This window comes from Scandinavium sp. NPDC088450 (assembly GCF_044900545.1).
GTDB lineage: Bacteria > Pseudomonadota > Gammaproteobacteria > Enterobacterales > Enterobacteriaceae > Scandinavium.
This window is the reverse complement of sequence record NZ_JBJDNI010000001.1, coordinates 207,106-227,352: the sequence shown is the minus strand read 5'-3', so window position 1 is coordinate 227,352 and position 20,247 is coordinate 207,106. Positions and strand designations below refer to the sequence as shown.

Annotated in this window: 21 protein-coding genes; 9 read left to right on the top strand and 12 right to left on the bottom strand. The window is 54.5% G+C overall.

The genetic code is table 11. The features are described 5' to 3' along the window. Positions 1–64: 64 nt before the first annotated feature. The gene (locus tag ACI2I2_RS01045) at positions 65–640 is read right to left on the bottom strand and encodes a helix-turn-helix domain-containing protein (RefSeq protein ID WP_404656191.1); all 576 of its coding nucleotides are present in this window, start codon (positions 638–640) and stop codon (positions 65–67) included. 55 nt (positions 641–695) lie between these two features. Then, positions 696–1,598 (bottom strand): arginase family protein, encoded by a 903-nt coding sequence (locus ACI2I2_RS01040; protein WP_404656190.1) that lies wholly within the window; start codon positions 1,596–1,598, stop codon positions 696–698. A 121-nt stretch (positions 1,599–1,719) separates the two neighbouring features. Here ACI2I2_RS01040 and mddA point away from each other — a divergent pair, with 121 nt between their 5' ends. From mddA to ACI2I2_RS01025, 3 genes are all read left to right on the top strand, one after another. Beyond that, entirely contained in the window at positions 1,720–2,238 is a 519-nt protein-coding gene (gene mddA, locus ACI2I2_RS01035; RefSeq protein ID WP_404656189.1) for an L-methionine sulfoximine/L-methionine sulfone acetyltransferase, read from the top strand. After that, positions 2,235–2,684, top strand: coding sequence for a DMT family transporter (locus tag ACI2I2_RS01030; RefSeq protein WP_404656188.1), 450 nt, complete (start codon positions 2,235–2,237; stop codon positions 2,682–2,684). The genes mddA and ACI2I2_RS01030 overlap by 4 nt, the downstream gene beginning before the upstream one ends. A 155-nt stretch (positions 2,685–2,839) precedes the next feature. Further along, the gene (locus ACI2I2_RS01025; RefSeq protein ID WP_404656187.1) at positions 2,840–3,424 is read left to right on the top strand and encodes a dihydrofolate reductase family protein; all 585 of its coding nucleotides are present in this window, start codon (positions 2,840–2,842) and stop codon (positions 3,422–3,424) included. Between the two features lie 239 nt (positions 3,425–3,663). Here the strand turns inward: ACI2I2_RS01025 and ACI2I2_RS01020 are convergent, their stop codons facing one another. From ACI2I2_RS01020 to ACI2I2_RS00995, 6 genes are all read right to left on the bottom strand, one after another. Next, positions 3,664–4,839: a cupin gene (locus ACI2I2_RS01020; RefSeq protein WP_404656186.1), complete on the bottom strand. Its 1,176-nt coding sequence runs from the start codon at positions 4,837–4,839 to the stop codon at positions 3,664–3,666. An 11-nt stretch (positions 4,840–4,850) separates the two neighbouring features. Then, positions 4,851–5,642: an HpcH/HpaI aldolase/citrate lyase family protein gene (locus tag ACI2I2_RS01015; protein ID WP_404656185.1), complete on the bottom strand. Its 792-nt coding sequence runs from the start codon at positions 5,640–5,642 to the stop codon at positions 4,851–4,853. Continuing rightward, a complete protein-coding gene (locus ACI2I2_RS01010) occupies positions 5,633–6,364 on the bottom strand; it encodes an alpha/beta fold hydrolase (RefSeq protein WP_404656184.1) in 732 nt (243 codons plus the stop codon). The genes ACI2I2_RS01015 and ACI2I2_RS01010 overlap by 10 nt, the downstream gene beginning before the upstream one ends. Further along, positions 6,361–7,128 carry an SDR family NAD(P)-dependent oxidoreductase gene (locus ACI2I2_RS01005; protein ID WP_404656183.1) on the bottom strand — a complete coding sequence of 256 codons (768 nt, stop codon included), beginning with the start codon at positions 7,126–7,128 and terminating at the stop codon, positions 6,361–6,363. The genes ACI2I2_RS01010 and ACI2I2_RS01005 overlap by 4 nt, the downstream gene beginning before the upstream one ends. Then, complete coding sequence (hisD, locus tag ACI2I2_RS01000) at positions 7,128–8,450, bottom strand: histidinol dehydrogenase (protein ID WP_404656182.1); 1,323 nt, start codon at positions 8,448–8,450, stop codon at positions 7,128–7,130. Before hisD (ACI2I2_RS01000) ends, ACI2I2_RS01005 begins: the two co-directional genes overlap by 1 nt. Positions 8,451–8,523: 73 nt before the next feature. Then, on the bottom strand, positions 8,524–9,762 hold the full coding sequence (locus tag ACI2I2_RS00995; RefSeq protein WP_404656181.1) for an MFS transporter: 1,239 nt from the start codon (positions 9,760–9,762) through the stop codon (positions 8,524–8,526). Between the two features lie 325 nt (positions 9,763–10,087). On the opposite strand from ACI2I2_RS00995, the gene ACI2I2_RS00990 reads away from it, so the two are divergent. The 5 genes from ACI2I2_RS00990 (at position 10,088) to ACI2I2_RS00970 (ending at position 16,077) form a co-directional block, all read left to right on the top strand. Then, complete coding sequence (locus ACI2I2_RS00990; protein WP_404656180.1) at positions 10,088–11,158, top strand: LacI family DNA-binding transcriptional regulator; 1,071 nt, start codon at positions 10,088–10,090, stop codon at positions 11,156–11,158. After that, on the top strand, positions 11,155–12,129 hold the full coding sequence (locus tag ACI2I2_RS00985; RefSeq protein WP_404656179.1) for a nuclear transport factor 2 family protein: 975 nt from the start codon (positions 11,155–11,157) through the stop codon (positions 12,127–12,129). The genes ACI2I2_RS00990 and ACI2I2_RS00985 overlap by 4 nt, the downstream gene beginning before the upstream one ends. Positions 12,130–12,254: 125 nt before the next feature. Further along, complete coding sequence (locus ACI2I2_RS00980; protein WP_404656178.1) at positions 12,255–13,397, top strand: ester cyclase; 1,143 nt, start codon at positions 12,255–12,257, stop codon at positions 13,395–13,397. Then, a complete protein-coding gene (hisD, locus tag ACI2I2_RS00975) occupies positions 13,397–14,707 on the top strand; it encodes a histidinol dehydrogenase (protein WP_404656177.1) in 1,311 nt (436 codons plus the stop codon). The genes ACI2I2_RS00980 and hisD (ACI2I2_RS00975) overlap by 1 nt, the downstream gene beginning before the upstream one ends. 56 nt (positions 14,708–14,763) lie before the next feature. Continuing rightward, the gene (locus ACI2I2_RS00970) at positions 14,764–16,077 is read left to right on the top strand and encodes an amidase (protein ID WP_404656176.1); all 1,314 of its coding nucleotides are present in this window, start codon (positions 14,764–14,766) and stop codon (positions 16,075–16,077) included. A gap of 69 nt (positions 16,078–16,146) precedes the next feature. Here ACI2I2_RS00970 and ACI2I2_RS00965 read toward each other — a convergent pair whose 3' ends face one another. Further along, entirely contained in the window at positions 16,147–16,896 is a 750-nt protein-coding gene (locus tag ACI2I2_RS00965) for an SDR family NAD(P)-dependent oxidoreductase (protein WP_404656175.1), read from the bottom strand. A 147-nt stretch (positions 16,897–17,043) separates the two neighbouring features. Here ACI2I2_RS00965 and ACI2I2_RS00960 point away from each other — a divergent pair, with 147 nt between their 5' ends. Further along, a complete protein-coding gene (locus tag ACI2I2_RS00960; RefSeq protein WP_404656174.1) occupies positions 17,044–17,955 on the top strand; it encodes a LysR family transcriptional regulator in 912 nt (303 codons plus the stop codon). 100 nt (positions 17,956–18,055) lie between these two features. Here the strand turns inward: ACI2I2_RS00960 and ACI2I2_RS00955 are convergent, their stop codons facing one another. From ACI2I2_RS00955 to ACI2I2_RS00945, 3 genes are all read right to left on the bottom strand, one after another. After that, positions 18,056–18,208: a hypothetical protein gene (locus tag ACI2I2_RS00955; RefSeq protein ID WP_404656173.1), complete on the bottom strand. Its 153-nt coding sequence runs from the start codon at positions 18,206–18,208 to the stop codon at positions 18,056–18,058. A gap of 85 nt (positions 18,209–18,293) precedes the next feature. Further along, complete coding sequence (locus ACI2I2_RS00950) at positions 18,294–18,527, bottom strand: YdcY family protein (protein WP_404656172.1); 234 nt, start codon at positions 18,525–18,527, stop codon at positions 18,294–18,296. Between the two features lie 11 nt (positions 18,528–18,538). After that, entirely contained in the window at positions 18,539–20,152 is a 1,614-nt protein-coding gene (locus ACI2I2_RS00945; RefSeq protein WP_404656171.1) for an ABC transporter substrate-binding protein, read from the bottom strand. Positions 20,153–20,247: the final 95 nt, after the last annotated feature.

Genomic DNA, 20,247 nt, shown 5'->3' with positions numbered 1-20,247 from the left:
GGTGTACTCCTTTTGTGAAAGCGTTCCCTGAGACTAGTAGCTGTGCGGGCGAGCTGCATTGGCATTACGAGCCAGAATGGTTCAGACGCACCACCAGATAGACACAGGGTTCTTCGGTTTCATTGATAAAACGGCAGTCGTTCGGTGGGCCAAGCTCAAGGCAATCTCCCGCACGCATGTCGTGGCGAGTGTCACCTTCGATAAACAGCAATTTTCCCTCCTGTAACCAGATAAGCTGCCTCGCGAGCGCGTAAGAAGACGCAGGCATGGGAATATCACTCCCGGGGGGAAGCTCGACCTGAACAAGATCAATCGGTAAATCGCTGCGCGGGGAAACATGGCGACGTAAATAATGGCTTTGCGGATCGCGCCAGACAGGCTGATTTTCCAGGCGCAGAAGTTTGCCTTCCTGCATCTCAGCGCGAGCGATTAGCGTCGACATGCTAATGCCAAACGCACCGGAAAGTCGCCCCAGCATCGTCGCTGTCGGGCTGCTGTCGCCGCGTTCAATTTTATGGATCATTGCCCGCGACACACCTGCCCGCTCGGCCAGTTCGCTGAGCGACCAGCCACGAGATTCGCGTTCAATACGGATGCGAGCGCTGATGCGCTGGTTGAGAGTGTCTTCAATAGTATTCATGGCGTAATACTATAGTGCATAACGCAGTGATTGCCGCTACCTAAGTCACTCCGTTTTATCGCCGACGAAACAGGGCTTCCAGCAAAGCGACGATCAACTTCGCACAACGAAAGTCTGGATCAAGGTCCGGGTCGTAAACGCTGACCGTCATCCCACAACAAAGCGGGTTTTGCAGCAGTCTGGCACAAATCATTTCAAGCCACTCCGAGTCAATGCCCGGGCTTCCGGGTGAGTCCACGGCGGGCATGATTTTTTCATCAAGCACATCCACATCGAAATGAATCCAAAATCGTTGTGATGAAATGTTTAACCGCTCATGAATTGTTTGCAGGATGTTGTCGGGCCCGGCTTCGTTAGCCGCAAAAACGTCTATCCGGGTGATGGCCGTTTGCGCGATATCAGGCCATGCGTAATCAGAGTCTCGCGATTCCCTTTCCCCTAACTGGACAATTTCTGTTTCAGGCACGAGCGGCCCTTCTGTTTCCGGCCACTCTGTAAGTAGCGCTTCGCCACGCCCGGTGACCAACGCCAGATCCATGCCAGCAACAGCGCCTAAAAGGGTTTGGGGGTCATAGTTTCCCGGATGGCGAAAATCACTGTGACCGTCGATATGAATCAGGGAAACAGGGCCCGCACGGCGAGCGCCAGCCAACGCACCGAGCAGAATCGAACAATCGCCGCCGATGACCAGCGGAAAAGTAGTGTTGCTTTGCGCCCGCGACACTTCATCCGCAATCTTTAAACAATACTCGCGGATGGCGTGTCCATTGCGGAGACGGGTACCCGGTTCGGCATCCGGCGAATAGGCAGGCACGGGCAGACTGATCACGGCTGTCGGATTCAATTTTTCCGCCAGACCACAGGTCATCAGCACTTCAGGTGCGCGCCAGGTACCAGGAATGTGCCCTGGACGTAACGGCCGGAGACCCAGGTTCGTTGGGGCAAGGATGATGTCCATGTGCTGTCTCGGTAGGAATGACATGGACAAAAGCTTAGCCGATTCGCAGGGATCGTCTTGTCAACACCCTCAGAACTATAGTATCTATATCGTACTACTATAGTGAACACCTGAGGCCACCATGATCCTTCGTTATGCCAGCAGTGAAGACTGTGCGGCAATTGCCGAAATTTATAACCATGCGGTGCTGCACACCGCCGCTATCTGGAACGATCAAACTGTTGATGTGGATAACCGAATCGCCTGGTTTGAAGCGCGTAAGATTGCCGGATATCCCGTACTGGTCAGCGAGGAGAACGGCGTGGTCACCGGTTATGCCTCCTTCGGTGACTGGCGTGCGTTCGATGGTTTCCGCCATACGGTTGAGCATTCTGTTTATGTTCATCCTCAGCATCAGGGAAAAGGTCTCGGTCGTGCCCTTCTGGCGCAGCTGATCCTCGAAGCTCAGCAGATTGGTAAGCATGTGATGGTGGCAGGCATTGAATCGCAAAACGCTGCCTCGCTTAAATTGCACGCCTCGCTGGGCTTTGTGACCACAGCGCAAATGCCGCAAGTGGGCACCAAATTTGGTCGCTGGCTGGATCTGACATTTATGCAATTGCAACTTGATGAGCGCCAGGAGCCGGACGCGAAGCCATGAACCAGTCGCTAACGCTCACCTTTCTGATTGCCGCAGGTATTGGGCTGGTCGTGCAAAACACGCTGATGGTGAAGATTACTCAATCAGCCTCCACCATCCTGATTGCGATGCTGCTCAATTCGCTGGTCGGCATCGTGCTGTTCGTATCGATTCTGCTGATTAAGCACGGGCTGAGCGGCTTTCAGGAACTGGCCTCCAGCGTCAAATGGTGGACGTTAATTCCCGGCTTGCTCGGCTCTTTCTTCGTGTTTGCGAGCATCAGCGGATATCAGTACGTTGGCGCGGCGACCACCATTGCGGTGCTTGTTGCCAGTCAGCTTATTGGCGGGCTGGCAATGGATATCCTTCGTCAGCAAGGCATTCCCTGGCGGGCGTTAGTCGGGCCTGTTTGTGGTGCGATTATGCTGGTGATTGGCGCGTGGCTGGTGGCAAGACGGCAGTTTTGATATCTAAAAAAATCCCCTTTTGAACGCCGATATCAGGATCAAAATGAGATCCTGACACCTCGACGGCACAATTCATCTACCCTACAAAGAGCACGCCCCAAACTCTGGTGCGCCTCACAGCGCTATGTCATCAAAACTTAATCGAAGAGAAAATCATGAGAAAAATAGTGTCGTTTGTTCATGTGTCGCTGGATGGTTTTGTCGCTTCTACCGCTGAGGGCCCGGCGAGTCTGGCCTGGATAAGCATAAGCCCCGACTTGTTTGAATACGTGGAGCAACGGATTCAGCAAACCGACACCGCCTTATATGGGCGCACCACCTTCCAGATGATGGAATCGTACTGGCCAACTGCGGCCGATAAGCCTGACGCCAGCCCGCATGACCACGCGCATTCGCGTTGGTATAAAACTGCCCACAAAGTGGTGTTGTCGACAACCCTGTCGGAAAAAAATCACCCTAACACGCAAATTATCAGCAGCCATTTAAGCGACGAAATCAGCAAGCTCAAGCACAGTGCGGGTAGTGAAATCTTAGTATTTGGCAGCCCCACAGCGACTCATGCGCTAATGGCGGAAAACCTCATTGATGAGTATTGGCTATTCGTCAACCCTGTTCTGCTTGGGCAAGGCATTCCTTTGTTCAAAAACATAAAAGACAGAACTTCACTCACGCTGGTGAAGAGTCACGTTTTCCCGTCGGGCGTGATGTGCCTGCAATACGAGGTAAAGCGAAATCAATGATGATAGTTTTGTTCGTGCAGCTAAGGGGAAAATCTCCGAACGGCTGCATTTTTTGAAAAGGGTCAGCAGCTTGCGCTTTTGGCTCTGTGCGGACAGACTGGATGGCTTTACGTCTGCTGAGAGCGAGGTGCGGAAGTTGCCACTTATACTCCCACCAGGATGACGACAGAAATGGTCGCCTTTCACAATCGGCAGGCGGTACAGGACGGGGGTCTCACCCCAGCCCTGTGCTGTATAACTCAATTTTCTTCGACCAGCGCCTCTAACCTGCTACCCGCCCGACGGGCTGTAACCGGCAGGATATCAAGCTTACTGATATAACCATCGGGATCGAGGCCGCGATTAGCCTCTTTAGCCTGTTGTAAAATTGTCTCATCCCAGTACAGACGTTTGCGATGATCGCCTTGGGTGGTGAGAATACATTCCACGCCACTTTCCACAGCCCGATAACGACGCCAGCTGTTGGCGGGAATCGACACTACTGAGCGTTCTGGGGCGATGATGCTCACCTCTTCCCCCTCCTGATTCCAGGTAACTTCCAGCGTACCTTTAAAGACCATCAGCACCTGAATATCCGGACACAGATGGCGGCCTATCTGATGCTCAGCCTGCAGGCGCAGCCACTCCACCGAGAACCCGTGCGGCTGGACGATTGGCGCTACGCTGTGGCGATCCTGCGAAATGCCAAAGCCGATTACCGGCGCAATGTCTGCTCCGTGTCCCGGCAGCACTGCATCCAGCAAAGCCTCGGACGACCATTGCCGTTCCTCGCCTGTCACGGCGCGCTGGCGCATCTCTTCCACCGAGTAGTCGCGCAAAGCGGCAATCTCTTCCGCGGCAAGCGGGGTCAGCAGCGCCGAACTCTCCGGCAGGGTATCGCCTGCGTTCACATCGATGAGCATATTGTCTTTGCTCAGATACATTCCGTATTCACTGGCGGTTTCGAGGACTGACGGATGCCAGATAATTCCCCCGGTATTATTGCCTCCAAGCACGGTGTACACCATGCCACAGGTGTCTTCCTGGCTGACGTTGGTAAAGCCACGGAAAATCCAGGTCGGAATGCTCAGGATCGCCGGAGCGCTGAATTCCGCTTCGTGCTCGCCGTTGGCCCCCCAACGGAAACGCCAGCTTCCCTCATGAATTAAAAACACCTCTGCGGTGAAATGCAGGTGCAGGTTATTGGTCACCCCTTTCGGCATCGCCGCCGCACCGATATTAAAACCATGCGGTTCAGGAATATTCACCACCTGCGCAGACGACTGCGTCACACCGGGGCCAATAAAGGAGTAGTTCTGCTTGAGGTGCGATCCTGGCAATTTGCAGTCGATAAAGGCAAGGTTGCAGGACACCATGTTTTCCGGCGCGACCAGGCGGTTACGTGCCTGAGCAGAGGTTAAGGTGATGGCTTTCATATCAACTCCTGTTAGTAACCGGACGCGCCGGTAGTGGGAATAGCGTTACCGCGGGCAAGCGCAATCGCTTCGCGCGATGCACGACCTAGCTGCATCACGTCGTTCGCGGGAGTCACAAAGTTGAACCCTTCGGCAATCCGCTGTGCGGCGGCTGTACCGGAGGTGCAGAAAATACCGGCAATTTTGCGCTTGTCGCGACAGCGACTAACGACCCGTTCTATCGCGGACAACATCTCCGGATGCGTGGATTCCGCGCTGGCAGTGCCTGTCAGCGTCAGAGAGAGATCGTTCGGTCCGATAAACACCCCGTCCAGTCCCTCAGTCTCAAGGATCGCATCGAGGTTAATCAGTCCTTCCCGCGTTTCTATCATGGCCAGGGTCAGAATTTCGCGGTTGGCGTGGAGAGAGTAATCGGCACCGCCATACAACAGGCCTCGCGCCGGGCCGAAGGAGCGAACGCCTTCCGGCGGATAGCGGCAGGCTGAAACGAAGCGTTGCGTCTGCTCCGCCGTGGAAATCATCGGGCAGATCACCCCATATGCGCCAGCATCCAGCACTCGCATAATCTGTGCCGGCGTACTGTCTGCGACGCGCACCAGTGGCACAGCAGAGGTGGCGGAGATCGCCTGCAGCATTGTCAGCGCACTGGCGAAATCAATCATCCCGTGCTGCAAATCAACGGTCACGGCATCGTAGCCCTGATGCCCCATAATTTCGGCACTGTAGCTGGAGGGAATGGCCAGCCAGCCGTTGATGACCGGGCGGTTCTCCGCCAACGTGCGTTTGAGGTTATTTACTCGCATTTCAGGGACTCCATAATCCATTGTCGAAGCAGAGCGGCGGTGCTGTCCGGTGATTCCAGAACAAAAAAGTGCCCTGCAGAAGGTAAGGTATGCCAGATGGCATTAGCTGCAGATCCAGCGGCCAGTCGGTGATGGTCAGCAGTACAAATAGGATCGTGCTCGCCGTTGAGAATGAGCACCGGGCAGGCGAGCGAGCCTAGCGCTTCACGATTGTCCCGGCGGCTGATGGCGATCTCCGTCTGATGGGAAAATGTCCTGGGGTCGGTGTCCTGCGCCATCTGGCACAGAATGTCGTGCAGGGTCTGATTGTTGAAACTGATCGGCGCCACATATTTCTTCCACAGCGTGTCAGAAACCCACGCCCCATGCCCGAGCTTGCGGGCTGCCCTTACTCCGGCTCGTCGAATATCGGCATTTTCCGGACGGTCTGCCAGTGGGTTGACCGACATCAGCGCCAGACCGGCCAGGCGCTCAGGCGCATCTGCAGCCATTTGCAGCGCGACGATGGCCCCTAATGAGAAACCGGCGAGCAGAAAGCGCGGGGGCAGCACCTCAAGCAAACGTCGGGAGGAATCTGGCGCGGAATCGGCACCGGAAAGCGTCAGACAGATAATCGCCGACAAGTTCAGTCGTTCGACCAAAGGCTGCCAGAGCCGGGCGTTACAGAGCGTGCCGCCAATCAGCACCAGTGGCACCTCGCTGTTCTCGATAAAGGATGTCATGTCGCGGTCCATCCTCCGTCCACCATCAGTGCACTGCCGGTGATCATCCCTGCCGCGTCAGACGCGAGGAACACCACCGGCCCCATGACATCTTCAACTCTCCCAAGCCGTGGCAGTTTTATGTTGCTCATGACAAAGCGACGAAAGTCCGGATCACTCAGCGACTGGCGAGACAGTTCGGTTTCGATAAAGGTCGGGCAGAGGGTATTCACCCGGATCCCTGCCTCACCAAGTTCAAGCGCCATGGTGCGCGTCAGTCCTTCAAGGGCAAATTTTGACGCGCAGTAGACACTACGCTGCGGTCCGCCGACGTGAGCCATCTGAGAGGAAATATGAATAATGGAGCCTTCGATCCCCTCTTCACGCATACGACGAGCCACCTGCTGGCTGACAAAAAAGGTCGCCCGCAGGTTGAGTGCCATCACCGCATCAAAATTCTCCGGGGTGACGTCCAGAAAGGGTTGATGACGTGCCAGTCCGGCACTGTTCACCAGAATATGCATTGCCGGAAGCAGAGTTAATGTCTCCTGCACCTGCTGTGATTCGGTGATATCCAGCGCCAGCGGGTGCAGCGTCAGCCCGCCGCCTGCCGCAAGATCGACTGCGCGCGATAAATCTTCACGGTTGCGGGCGGCGATCCACACCTCCGCCCCGGCGTTCGCCAGCGCGACCGCGCAGGCGAAGCCAAGCCCTTTCGAGCCGCCGGTGACCAGCGCTCTTCTGCTCTTCAGGGAGAATGACGGCGTGTGTGGAAGCGTCATCATTACACCTTCTCTCTGACCGGGGCTGGCGTGGCATAGGGCACGTCCGTCTGGCCGTAGCGACGCACACGGATGTTGGCCTGCTCAGCGTGTCCGGCAAAACCTTCCAGTAAAGAAAGACGTGAGCAGTAGCTGCCGATTTCTGCCGTAGCTTCATCGCTCAGCACCTTTTGCCAGGTGCAGGTTTTCATAAATTTGCCGACCCACAGGCCACCGGTATAGCGCGCAGCTTTCTGCGTCGGCAGCGTATGATTGGTGCCAATAACCTTATCGCCATAAGCCACGTTGGTACGGGGGCCCAGGAAAAGCGCACCGTAATTGGTCATATTGGCCATGAACCAGTCGTCGCGGTCGGTCATCACCTGCACGTGTTCGGAGGCGATGCGGTCGGCCTCTTTGAGCATCTCTTCATAGCTCTCGCAAACGATCACCTCACCATAGTCTTCCCAGGCGCGACGGGCGATGTCGGCCGTTGGCAGCTTGAGCAACAGTCGCTCGACTTCGGCCATCGTTGCTCTGGCGAGCATTTCCGAATTGGTCAGCAATACGGCGGGAGTCGTGACGCCGTGCTCCGCCTGGCCCAGCAGGTCCGTGGCACAGATTTCGGCGTCCACGCTTTCATCGGCGATCACCAGCGTTTCCGTCGGACCGGCGAACAGATCGATGCCGACACGACCAAACAACTGACGTTTAGCTTCGGCCACGTAAGCGTTACCAGGCCCGACCAGCATATCCACCGGGGCCAGCGTGTCGGTGCCAAGCGCCATAGCGCCGATGGCCTGAATGCCGCCAAGGGCATAAATCTCAGTAGCACCCGCCATCTTCTGCGCGGCGACAATGGCTGGCGCTGGCTGTCCCTTAAACGGAGGGGCACAGCTGATGATCCTTGAGCAGCCCGCGACGTTGGCGGTGATGATCGACATGTGTGCCGAGGCGAGTAACGGATATTTGCCCCCAGGCACGTAGCAACCGACAGCGTTAATCGGAATATTTTTATGACCCAGAATGACACCAGGGCGGGTTTCGACCTCCAGATCCAGCAGGCAAGCTCTTTGCTGACGAGCAAAGTTAACTACCTGTTCCTGCGCAAATTCAATATCCGCAATATCCTGACGGCTCAGCTGCTGTATGCAGTGATTAATTTCGGCTGCACTTAAGCGATAATCCGGACGGTCGTAATTATCGAACTTAATCGATAATTCACGGATCGCTTTATTCCCGCGACGTTCAATATCCAGCAGAATCGACTCTACGGTTTCTCTTATTTGTCGTTGTGCTTCCTGACGTTCCTGCACCGGTTTACTGGTTTTTAAGAAAATGGCCATAACGTACTCCTGTTAATCAATAGATGTGAGCGTTCTTCCCGCGAATACAGGAGGGAAGAATGCAGTAAATTAATTACCTGTCGCTGGCGGGAGCAAATTCCCCTTTCGCGGATAAATCTGAGACAGCCTTTACTTGGCGATTATTCACCCACCGCACGGAAAGCGGTGTCATAACGACGGCAATCATCGACAGCACGGCAATAAAAATATACCCAGAGGTCATATTAATATGTTGCAGCATTACGCCCATTATCACCGGTCCAATAAACATGCCCAGCGAATAAATAGTCTGGAAAAGCCCCATTCGGGTGGATTGTTCATCGGGGGTCGTATTGACCACGCTGAGTGACATAAAAGCGGCAAAAGCCATGCCGAAAGAGAAACCAGCCAACGCCTGCAGGACATAGATGAGGTACATATTGTCGGTAAACGGGATACCCAGCGTTGAGAATATCTGTAACACAATCCCGGCGATGGCCGTTTTCATTACGCCAAAATGGCGATAGAAAACGGTACTGCACAGCGCAATGGCAAGCGCGTAGAAAATCAGATGGATATTACTCAGCAGTGACAGAATCCCCGCCCGGGCACCCAACGTTTCGGCGTAGATCGGGGTCAGAGTATCGCGGGTGGCGAATGGGACCAGGATAACAAGGGTTGCCAATAGCCCGATCAGCCACACGGAACGATCGCTGAGCTGTTTTCTGGCGCTGGTGATGCAGGCCTGCAACGTGGGGGCCTGTATCGGATCATGTACATCGTTGATGCGGGTGGTTAACAGCAGCGCCAACAATCCGGCAAAGCAGGAGAGCAAAAAGGCGATGTTGTTATCAAAATAGTGAATCAATAAGCCGCCGATACAGTTACCGATAAACACCCCAACAGGCCCTGCCAGCGCCAGCAGCGCCACGGCTGCGGGGGCTTCTTCCCGATCAAAGTAGCGAATAAACAGGATGTTATATAACACCCATGTTGCAGCGGTGACGCCGTCCGCCGCTTTCGCCAGATACAGCGTGACCGCGTTAGGCTCAAGCCACGCCAAAGGCCAGGTAAAAATCGGCAACATCAGACTGATTTGAATGAATATTTTCCGGCTCTTTGCCACGTCGGAGATGATCCCCAGCGGGAAGCGAATCAGCAGGGTCGCCAGACCGCTTGCCCCCATGATGATGCCCATCACCTGTGGTTCAATGCCCTGCTCCAGCATCATCGGCGCGAGAAAGGCGTCAATGCTGTGGATACAGATAAAAAAGAGAATACTGATAACGAAAAAGAGCCGGGCTTCAGGTCGGCGCAACAGTGCTCGAAACATGGTTGTAACCTCTGAGAATAAATGGTTTAAAACCAGTCAAGTACGGCATTTACCGGCTCTATCCCTCTGGTTGTTTCTCCCTTTGCCCGGTATCGTTGACGGCATGAATATTTCTATGAATACGTATTCAAGAATCAAAGTTACGAAAAGGTTTCAATTTTGTAAAGTGACGCAGTTATCATTGTTAGAAATTTAACTTTCCCTGTTGCATACGCATGCAAAGATGGTGTAAGTATAAAAAGCACTCTCCCTCCCTGATGGGCCAGACCGGGTATAACCCTTGAGGCAAACGGTGATGGAGAGCGTCAAAATAAGGAACCGGGTAATGAAACGTAAAAGTTTTGCAGCGGTCACTTCACAGCAGGTGGCGCAATTGGCAGGGGTATCGCAGTCCGCGGTGTCGCGAAGCTTCACGCCCGGAGCAAGCATTTCTCCGGCGACACGTGAAAAAGTGCTTAAGGCTGCCCGGGAGCTTGGCTATCGCCCTAATGCGATCGCGCGTTCTCTCAATACTGCCCGGTCGCGCATTATCGGCGTGGTGGTGTCCTACTTCGAAAACCAGTTCTATCCGCAGGTGCTCGAAACGCTGGCACGCAAACTGGATACCCTGAATTATCACCTGCTGCTGTTTGTCGGCGACAAAGACGGCAACGTGGACCGAATCTTCGATCAGATTATGCAGTACCGGGTTGATGGCATTGTACTGGCGTCGGTATCACTGTCGCTGGATCTCTCGGAAGAGTGCCTGGCGGCCGGCATCCCGGTAGTGCTTTTCAACCGCAGCGAAGAAAGCGGGATGGCATCGAGCGTGAACAGCAACAATGAGGCCGCAGCGCGCCAGATTGCTGAATTTTTCGTTGCCGCGGAACATCAACGCTATGCCTACATCGGCGGTGTGGCGGACTCCTCGGTTAACATCGCTCGCCAGCGCGGGTACCTTGCGGCGCTGCATGAACACGGTATCGACGACGTCCGCGTCGTCTACGGCGACTACGATACCCAGCAGACCATTCGCGCAGCCTACAGTCTTTTTTCGGCAGCCTCTGTACCCGACGCCATTTTCGTCGCCAACGATCACATGGCTCTCACCGTCATGGACGTCGCCCGCTACGAATTCGGCCTGCACATTCCCGAGGCGTTGTCGGTGATTGGTTATGACGATACCGGCCCGTCCGGCTGGCCCTCCTACGCGCTGACGTCCGTTTCGCAGCCGGTTCAGGAGATGGTTGATGCCGCCGTCGAGCTGCTGATGAAGCAAATTGAGAGCGACACCATCGAGCCGGAGCAAATCATGGTTCCGGGCATTCTGGTTGTCCGCCATTCTACCCGACGCCCGCGCAACGGCGTCATTGAGAAAGAGGGTATATCCCTGTTTCAGCCTCAGGAGGTTAAATGAGCAGATTGCCTGGTTTCAGCCCCCAGTTTAACTCTATCCAGCAGTTTATAACGACGCTGACTCACGTCGTCTGGGAGCAGAAAGATATCGGTCAGTTAGCCGATTTCTACGGCACGCCAGTGGTGTTTATCACCCCGGAAAAACAACTAACCGACCTGTCACAGTTTATGCGTCACACGCTGGAGGCGATGTACAGCTTTCCCCAGCGCACTGTGCTGACAGAAGACATTCTTTTCACTGAAGCCCCCGGCGGGGAGTACTACGCCTCCCAACGTACGATGGCCTCGATACGCCATCAGGGCGAAGGTTTCTTCGGCGCACCGACGGGCAAAAGTGTATGGGTACGCACCTGGGCAGACCGCATCTGTGCCGATGGCGCGGTTCGTCAGGAGTGGCTGTTGCAGGACCGCGCGGCCATCCTCACCCAGCTCGGTCTGGACATGCGCGAATTTGCTCAGAGCCTTTGCAATGCGAGGGAACAGTTGGGGTTAGAAAATGTGACGGCGGAAGTGCTTGACGCCCGCTGGGCGGGTGGACCCGAAGGTGATGACGTTGAAGGTCCGATCGCGGGCGTTATCGAGCGCTACCTGACCATGTGGGCCGGGGGCAATAGCGGCACGGTGCCTGGGCTGTATCATCCGGCGGCGACGCTGTTTGCACCGGGCCACTGCGTAGGCACCGGCGAAGCGGAAATCAGTGCCCTGCTGGCAGGCTATCGCGCTTCGTTTGCCGACAGCGATACCCAGCTGCACCATCTGATTGTGCGCAGAGATGCCAATGAACCGGTGCGTATTTCCCTGCGTTGGTCATTATTAACCTGGCATGATGGATTCGGAAAATTTGGTGCACCAACCCGCAAACCGATTTCCATTACCGGCATCAGTCAGCTTGAATTACGCGATGGATTCATTATTCGTGAATATTTAGGAATTGATGAATTAGCTATCTGGACGCAAATAGTCAATCAATAACCATTAATTAAACACAGCCTCATTATCAGCCGCAATAAATATTGCGGCGTTTGCCTCACATTCATTATTGATGAATGCGGGATCGTATTGTCTGAATCTAACTGAACATCCATGCAGGAGGTCGTATGTCTTCAACTGAAGCAACCAATAAAGCTCCAGCAGTACCCGAGAAAAGCAGTAATAAAATTCAGCGTGACGAATCGGTATTACAGGTTGAACGCCGTGACTTTATCGATTTAGTGCCGGAAAAACGCCCGCGGGCGCAATCATTACGCGGCTTTGATGAGTGTTATACGGATATCGTCGACTATATCGTTCGCTGCACCCACAAAATATGGGATGAACGCGACGTCGGCTTAATTTATACCCACTACACCCACAACTGCGTGTTGTATAACGCGCTGGGCACGCTGTATACCCGTGAAGAAGTGGTACAGGACACGCTGAAACGTCTGGTGGCATTCCCTGAGCGGCGTGGCATGGCGACCCAGGTCATCTGGAACGGCAATGACGTCGACGGCTTCTATACCTCGCATTTAGTGACCGGGACCGGACGCCATACGCAGTTCAGCCATCTTGGTCAGCCCACCAATCGCACCTTTGTCACCCGAACCGTTGCAGATTGCATGATCCACGAGAACAAGATTTATCGTGAGTGGGTCGTCAGTGACAACATGTCGATGATGAAACAGTTGGGGCTGAACACCCATGAGATCGCCTGGAACATGGCGAAAGAGCAATTTGATAAGGGTTTTCGGGTCACCGATATCGGTGAAAATGGCCGCATGTTAGGCCAGTATCCGCCAGAGATCTCCTGCGATGTTTCCCTCGCCCATACCGACACCGAAGAGCAGTGTTTGCGCTGGATGCACGAAATCTATAACCGTCGGATGCTCGGAAAAATTAAAGAGGTGTACGCCCCTAACGTGCAGTACCACGGTCCACTGATGAAAGAGTTGTATGGTGTGGCGTCGGTGACACATCAGACGCTGGCGCTGATTGGTATGATCCCGGATGGTGCATGGCTGCCGCAACATATCTGCTCTAACCCTTGTGATGAGGGAGGCGTCAAGGTGGCGATCCGCTGGATAATGGAAGGTCATCACCTGGGCTATGGCGAGCTGGGCAAGCCGACCGGGGAGCGTTTGTTCGTTATGGGAATGTCCCATTACCACATTGTGAACGGTAAAATTGTCGACGAGTGGGTGGTTTACGATCACCTGGCGCTGCTGGCACAAATCAAACTTGGTCAGATGGAGAACGAATAATGTCTGCTGCAACTATCGTGAATCAGGTGCGTTGGACCAAGCACCCACAGGGCCAGGATGCAAACGCTGAACGTTCAGTGACCGAGACCGTTGGCGCCATTATTGCCCGCGTTAAGCAGGAGGGTGACACGGCGCTGCGGGACTATTCAGCGCAGTTTGATAAAGTGGTACCGGAACAGTTTGAAGTCTCCGCCGAGGAGATTGAACAGGCGCTGGCCGCACTAGATCCGCAGACTCGTCGCGACAGCGAGTTTGCCATTGCGCAGGTTCGCCGCTTCGCCGAGGCCCAGTTAGCCACCATGCAGCCGCTGGAAGTGGAAACGCTTCCGGGCGTGCACCTTGGTCACCGCATTCTTCCGATACAGACCGTGGGCTGCTACGTACCAGGCGGGCGCTACCCTATCCTTTCCGCACCCGTGATGTCGATCGTTCCGGCTACCGTGGCAGGCTGTGAGCAGATCATTGCCTGTCTGCCACCGGGCGCTCACCCGGCCATGATCGCGGTTTGCCACCTGGCAGGGGCGCATCGCATTTTCAAAGTCGGCGGCGCACAGGCGATCGCTGCCATGGCCTGGGGGACGGAGAGTGTTCCGGCGGTGGATAAAATCGTCGGCCCAGGTAACGCCTGGGTGAATGAGGCAAAGCGCCAGGTCTTTGGCAAAGTCGGTATCGACGCCCTGGCCGGGCCGAGTGAGATTTTCACCATCGCGGACGAGAGCGCCGACCCACGTATTCTGGCCGCCGATCTGCTGGCACAGGCGGAGCATGATATCCATACCCGCGTCGGTTTGGCGACCACCTGTCAGGATATTGCTGTCCGTACCCTCGCAGAGATTGAGCGTCAGTTGGGTAATCTGCCGACGGCGGCAACCGCGGGAGAAGCATGGCGTCGTCAGGGGGAAATCGTGGTCTGTGACACGGAAGAACAACTGATTGACTTTGCTGACTATATCGCTACCGAACATTTGCAGGTTCATACCCGTGACCCGCATGCCACGGCGGCGAAGATCCGCAATTACGGTTCACTGTTTATCGGTCAGAATGCCAGCGTAGTGTTCTCGGATAAATGTTGCGGCACCAATCACACTCTGCCAACCATGGCTGCAGCACGCTATACAGGCGGACTGTGGGTCGGAGCCTATGTCAAAGTCTGTACCCATCAATGGATCGATGCAGAAGGGATCCCGGCGATTGCAGAACCGGCTATTCGCCAAAGTCGCACCGAAGGCATGCAGGGACACCGCCGGGCAGCAGAGATCCGTCTGCGCCCACAGGACATCGATGCCATTACGGCAGGTATCAGAGATTAAGCCTTCTCGCAGGCAGGCTGAAAGGCCTGCCTCCTTCTCTTCACAGGAATGCCTCTATGCGTGCAATGCGACTTATTCCTCCTCCCGACAGCCGTGAAGAAATAGCCCAGCGACTTCAGGTGATTGCCAATCATCAACACCTCAATGCCATTCTTGGCGTCAATCCCGATGCAATGGCAATAGCTGAACAATGTTATCAGCTTCGACGCGCAGGCTCGCCGATCGGCCCCCTCCACGGTGTCCCCTTGATTGTTAAGGATAATATTGCCTGCGCCTCATGGCCGATAACCCTGGGCTGCAAGGGATTAACAGCGTTAAGAGCCGTCTCCGATGCGCGGGTTATTCAGCGTCTGCGTGAAGCTGGCGCCATCATTCTCGCCAGAGCGAACATGTCTGAGTTTGCTTTTGATGTTCGTTCTCGCAGTTCACTGGGTGGGGATGTGCGTAACCCTCTACAACCGGCGTTAACAGCAGGAGGATCGAGCGGCGGGAGTGCTGCGGCTGTCGCAACGGGTATGGCTGACGCTGCGCTGGGTACGGATACAGGCGGATCAATTCGCATCCCCTGCAGTTATACCGGTCTGGTGGGGTTACGCCCGGCGTATCGGCGAGATATGCTGGATGGCGTGGCCCCGCTCTCCCTCAGTAAGGATACTGTCGGTCCGATGGCGCATTGCGTGCGAGATGCCGCACTTTTACATGCCATTATGCACGGCAAGAAACCGATTGAGCCTGAACGCCTTCAACTGAACTCCGTTCGTTTCGGCGTGATTCATGCTCTGGAAGGCGAAGAGAGTGCGCAACGAAGGGTCTGGCATCATGCGCTGGACAAACTCCGGGGTGCGGGCGCTACACTGATTGACATAGAACTGCCCATTCTGGCAGACGTAAAATTGCAGAAATGCCTGAGCCTCAGTGAGTTTCAGGTCGCCATCAATGGCTGGCTCGCGCTTCAGCAAAACGGGCCCTCCAGTCTGCAATCCCTGGTCTCCTCAGGCGAATACCTGGCTGAATTCTCCCCTTTGCTGGAACAGATGCTGGAGGTGAACAGCCTGAAAACGCCACAGTGGCTAAGCGGTCGCCACTTTCAGCGGCGCTTGTATCAGGCAATACGCCATGCGGCTGAACAAGAGCGTATCGATGTATTGCTCTACCCCACCGTTAGCCGTCATCCGATAAATCTGGAGAAAATGCCTCCGGGCATTGCGCCCGAGCTGGCGGCCATTAGCGGGCTACCGGCCCTGACATTGCCCTGCGGCGTGATGAAAAATGGTTTACCGGTAGGTATGGAACTGCTGGCGACAACTCGAGATGAACATTTTTTGTTATCCCTGGCCTTAGCGTGCGAAAACGTCCTGCACGCTTTTTAATTCACTCCTCCTGGCGGCCGTCCATTGAAAACCCGTCGCCTCGGGGGAGTTGACGGGGTGATATCAGCTTTAAATCTGCGCCATACCGCCGTCAACAAACAGTTCTATGGCATTGATAAAACTGGCGGCATCAGAAGCCAGAAATGCAACGGCTTTGCCGACTTCCGCTGGTTCACCAATCCGCCCCAACGGAACCTGTGCTGCCAGTGCATCATACAGGCCCTGACGCTGTTCCTCGGCAACCAGTCCCCCTAATCCAGGCGTTTTGACCGGACCTGGACTCACGACATTCACCCGAATACCCCGCCCCTGCAAGTCCAGTGCCCATGAGCGAGCAAAGTTTCTCACTGCGGCTTTACTGGCGCTATACACGCTAAAGTTAGCCGTCCCTTTTACCGAAACGGTGGAACCGGTGAGGATAATGGATGAACCGGCACCCAGCAGTGGCAGTGCTTTCTGGACGGTGAATACGACTCCGCGAACATTAGTCCCGAAAATCCGGTCAAAATGTTCTTCGGTTATGGCACCCAGCGGCAGCATATCTCCGCCACCGGCGTTAGCAAACAAAATGTCCAGACGCCCCGACTCTTCTGCAATCTGCGCGTAAACCTTATCCAGATCTTCAAGACGGGAGACATCGGCCCGAATCCCCTTAGCCGACGTGCCGATCAACGCGACGGCTGCATCCAGTTCCTGCTGACGTCGTCCGGTGATGTAGACTTTTGCCCCCTGCGCAGCCAGTTCCTGAGCACTGGCAAGACCGATTCCTGTGCTGCCGCCCGTGACCAGGGCAATTTTGTCTGAAAGTGGTTTACTCATGATTCCTGTCCTCGACGTTGTTTCGAATTGGCCGTCATTCAGCCGGTAAACACACTCTAGCCGCAGAAAAATTATTGATAAATTAGTGATAATGGAAAACACTATTTCTACAGGTGAACAATCAAATATCACACGGAGAAACAGAACGTGGATCAGTTAATGGCTATGCGGGCGTTTACGCGGGTGGTGGAAACCGGCAATTTTACGCGGGCAGCGGATTCACTGAATCTGCCGAATGCCACATTAAGTAAGCTGGTTAAATCACTGGAAGCCCATCTCGGTGTGCGTCTTTTACATCGCACGACCCGGCGCGTCGTCGCAACGCCAGAGGGTCAGGACTATTATGAAAAAGCCTCTCGGGTGCTCATTGATATTGAGGAGATAGACACGTCGTTTAGCGCCTCGCAGAGCAGACCTAAAGGCTATCTGCGTATTGATGTCGGCGGCTCTACCGCACGTGAAGTCCTGATCCCGGCGTTACCGGATTTTTTGCAGCGCTATCCGGAAATCAAAATCGATTTAGGCGTGTCCGACAGGCCGGTGGATCTTATTAGCGGAAATGTGGACTGTGTCATCCGTGGTGGCTCTCTCGATGACTCCTCGTTGATCGCCCGTCATCTTGGTGATGCCCCGATGGTGACCTGCGCTACGCCGGGATACCTGAAAGCCGCTGGCGTACCTGCCTATCCGGATGAATTAAGAAATGGGCATAAGCTGGTGAGCTATTTGTCTCCGCTGACGGGCAGAGCCTTTCCTTTTCGCTTTATCGTAGAAGGTGAAATACGGGAGATGCAGACGCAGCATCACATCGGGGTTAACGAGAGTAATGCGCATTTGGCTGCGGCCGTGGCCGGAATGGGAATTATCCAGACCTTTTGCTATGCGGCGAAAGATGAACTGAACAACGGCACCCTTGTTGAGATCTTACAGGCATGGCGTCCCGCCAGTTATCCTTTTTATGTCGTCTATCCGCAGAACAGGTACATGACGCACCGGTTACGAGTGTTTATTGACTGGCTAACCGAGGTATTCCCAGCGGCACTGCGCGGTGAACGATAAACCTACCTCTGACGATCCAGAGGGGGGCAAAAGAGACACCCATTGCTCTTCTGTGCATCAAGGCGACGTACGACCTATCAGAACATCCCTGTAACCTGAATCAGGGTTTCCCTTGCTGCCTGAACTGTTCAAGCTCCTCGGCGGCTTCATCCAGTTTGGCCTTGTAGTACTTCACCAGCGCTTTATCTTTCATATTGTATTGATACTGTATCGCCAGTCCTGACAGCAACAACGTGACAATTAAAAACCACATACCTGACTCCCCAACAAAAAACCCCGCCATGCTACGAGCATAACGGGGCTGATGATGAGCATTATGTGCTTGTTTGCACCGAATTTTAGAGGATTGTGCCACCTTTTGTGAGCTGCTCGTGACGCGCTTCCTGCTCTTCTTTGTGCTGACGCCCATGATGTGCAATCGCCGTGCGCAACCGCTGCTGTTGGGTGAAACGCTCATCCCGGCTTAACGCGGTGTCATCGCTGAGCGTAATCAGCAACTCATTCATGCCACTGATCACCCCGGCTTCGATGGCGGCATCCACCGCGACACTGACCTCATCCAGATGTGACATATCCTCTCCTGTTAATTCAGTTTCACTTTAGAAAAATCGCTGCCCATCAGGCTGACGCTGTACCCGGTGACGTTGCTGCGGGTGGCGAAGAAGGTTTTGCCATTCGCCAGCGCAATCCACGGCGCTTGCTGCTGGAATATCACCTGTGACTGCTCATACAGTTTTGCACGAGCCGCCGGGTCGCTGGTCAACTTCGCTTTCTGGACCAGATCATCATACCCCTTATCGCACCAGCGTGCGGCGTTGGAGCCGGTTTTAATGCTGTTGCAGCCCAGAAGCGTGTCGGCAAAGTTGTCCGGATCGCCGTTATCCGACATCCAGCCAAACAGCGCAGAATCGTGTTCACCTTTGCGCATGCCGGAGAGGTATTCGCCCCACTCATACGTGGTGATTTTGGCTTTAATGCCCACTTTCGCCCAGTCATTCTGGATCATCTCGGCGATGCGGCGTGAGTTCGGGTTGTAAGGGCGCTGTACCGGCATCGACCACAGAGTGACTTCCGTGCCCTCTTTCACCCCCGCTTGCTTCAGCAAGGCTTTGGCTTTTTCAACATCGTAGTTGTAGTCCGGCAAGTCTTTCTTATAGCCCAGCATATTGGGCGGGATCGGCGATTTTGCCACGGTGCCGGAACCCATAAAGACCGCGTTCACAATCGTTTTTTTATCCGTGGCGTAGTTCAGCGCCTGGCGAACGAGCACGTTATCAAACGGTTTTTTCTCCGTATTAAACGCCAGATAACCGACGTTCAGGGCTTCCACCGCGTGCAGCGTCAGATCTTTGTTCTTTTTAATCACGTCGAACTGAACTGGTGACGGCGCAGGGATAATCTGGCATTCGTTCGTTTGCAGTTTCGCCAGGCGCGTTTCGACGTTCGGCGTGATGGAGAAAATCAGGTGCTTAGTCGGCACTTCGCCATCCCAATAGTTGGGGTTAGCCACATAGCGAATCAGTGAATCTGTTTTGTACTGCTGGAAGGCGTAAGGGCCGGTGCCGATAGGCCAGGTGTCGACATATTCCGGCGTGCCTTTCTTCAGCATTGCGTCCGCGTATTCGGCAGAAAGAATAGACGCGAAATCCATGCCCCAATCTGCAAGAAACGCCGCGTTCGGTTCGGTTAATTCGAACTGGACGTGGTAATCATCAATTTTCTTCACGTCTTTAATGAGCTTATCGAGCCCAACATCGGTGAAATACTCATAATTACCCTGCGACACTTTATGGTACGGGTTATTTTCATCTTTCTGGCGCATCACCGAGAAAATAACGTCATCTGCGTTAAAGTCACGGGTGGGCTTAAAGTATTTATTGCTGTTGAACTTCACGCCCTGGCGCAAAGTAAAGGTATACGTTTTGCCATCTGGTGAAATGGTCCAGGCCGTCGCCAGCGAAGGAACTGGCGTGTTTTTCTGCGGATCAAAGTTGATCAGACGGTTATACAACACCTGAGAACTGGCGACGAATGACGGGCCGGAACTGGCAATTTGTGGGTTGAAGGACTCGGGTGACGCCTCGGAACAGTAAATCAGTGTGTCGTTCGACGCCGCCATTGCAGCCCCTGCGGGCAGACCAGCGCTCAGCGCAATCGCCAACAGCGTTTTCCCTGCTAATGCTTTCGTTGCAGACATGGTTATAAGCCTTTTGGATTTATTCTAAGAGGCTTAATCACAGCACAGGGCAGTTATTCTGGCAAATAACCAAAGGGCATCAGGTTATGCTAAAG